We start from the raw sequence: 1,634 nt of genomic DNA, 5'->3' as shown, positions 1-1,634 counted from the left end.
GTTAAAAGATTATTGCAATATGAGCGAAATCCCTTTGTATTTTTAAAATCTAAAATTCGAGTGCTGTTAGAGCCAAAACTACTGTCTCAAGTAAAAGTAAAGAAGTGATGTCCCAATTAATTTCTTATGCACTCGGAACATTTATTGCTTTATTTACCATTACCAATCCAGTGGGGGCAGTGCCCATCTTTTACAGCTTGACAGCTAATGCTAGTAAGCATCAAAGATTGCGAGAGGCTAAGAAAGTAGCCCTTAATGCCAGCTCAATCATTGCCTTTTTCTTTGTAACTGGTCAAGCAATTCTCGACTTTTGGGGAATTTCTCTGGGGGTATTGCAAATTGCTGGCGGCTTGTTAATAGCTCGTACTGCTTGGACATTTGGTGAGACTAATCAATATCAAACTGTTACCAACACTCCATAGCCAAATCAAGCAAAAGATATCGCTTTAATCCCATTGTGAGAATTTTTGTTCCCTGTTCCCTGTTTCCTGTTCCCTGTTCCCTTTGGTATACAAGAATCAGGGTTAAGTTGAACAAGGATTAGCAGCTAATCCTCCAGAAGTTCAAAACCAAGTTTACTAATCAATTAATTTAAATTATTCACATTTTGAGATATTCCCATGGAACTACATCAGATTGAAACTAATCTCAATAGCCCTAATCCTCAAAATCGGATGAAAGCTATTACCGAATTAAGGCACTATGAACCGGGTTTGGTTGTCCCCCTACTCAAGGGAAGGATGTATGACCAAGAATTTCTAATTCGTTCCTTTGTTGCTATGGGTTTGGGGTATAAGCAAACAGAGGAAGCCTTTGGGTTATTACTGGATTTAATCGAACATGATAAAGATTATAATGTCAGAGCTGAAGCAGCTAATTCTTTAGCTAAATATGGTAAGCGGGCAATTTCCCATCTCGTATACCTATTCCAACAAGACTCTAATTGGTTGGTAAGGCAAAGTATTCTTGCTGCAATAGAAGTAACTGAACACCCGGAAATATTTTTAAAGCTCTGTATTTCGGGACTTAAAGGGAACGATATCACAGTTCAGGAATCAGCGATCGCTAATTTAGGGCAATTAGCAAAAACACCTCAAGCATCTTCAGCTTTAGAGGTTCTTCTTGAAGCAGCTAACTCCTCTATAGATGCAATTCGTGCGCAAGTAGCCATAACTTTGAGACATTTTGATGACCCAAGAGCCCAAAATGCTCTGATGAAGCTGCGACAAGATTCTGATTATCGAGTTGTCGGTGCAACTTTAGAGGGACTTGTCTAGATTTCAATAAAAAGGTCTGTGGAATAAGTAATGTGGGGTGTGGGGAAAATATAGGGGAATTTGGAGTGACCCAGTGGGATTTCGTGATCAACCCAAGCTGATTCAACCGTCCCGTCGCAACGTAGCCAGTTCCTGATCTTCCCCTACACCTTTCACCCCACACCCAGTAAGGCTTTTAAGGCTGTTTGTCACCCCGTTAGGTCTCGACCCTACAGCATCAGAGTGTTTAGAGTCCAGTTTTTCGTAAGTCCTAAGAATCTTGCTCAGTTCTGCTTCTGTTGCAAATTGCCATGAATGGCTAGCCAAATGCAGGGTGGCTCAGCACTGGTATATTCCACTCGATGCTTTTGATGAGCA

Annotated in this window: 2 protein-coding genes; both read left to right on the top strand. The window is 40.8% G+C overall.

The features are described from left to right. Nucleotides 1-107: 107 nt before the first annotated feature. Nucleotides 108-422, top strand: a complete 315-nt coding sequence (locus F6K49_RS47060; RefSeq protein ID WP_293109388.1) for a MarC family protein — start codon at nt 108-110, stop codon at nt 420-422. Nucleotides 423-620: 198 nt separating this feature from the next. After that, nucleotides 621-1,277, top strand: coding sequence for a HEAT repeat domain-containing protein (locus F6K49_RS47055; RefSeq protein ID WP_293109385.1), 657 nt, complete (start codon nt 621-623; stop codon nt 1,275-1,277). Nucleotides 1,278-1,634 lie beyond the last annotated feature (357 nt).

The sequence above is a fragment of the Moorena sp. SIO3I6 genome (assembly GCF_010672095.1).
This window is presented reverse-complemented; position numbering and strand designations above follow the sequence as displayed.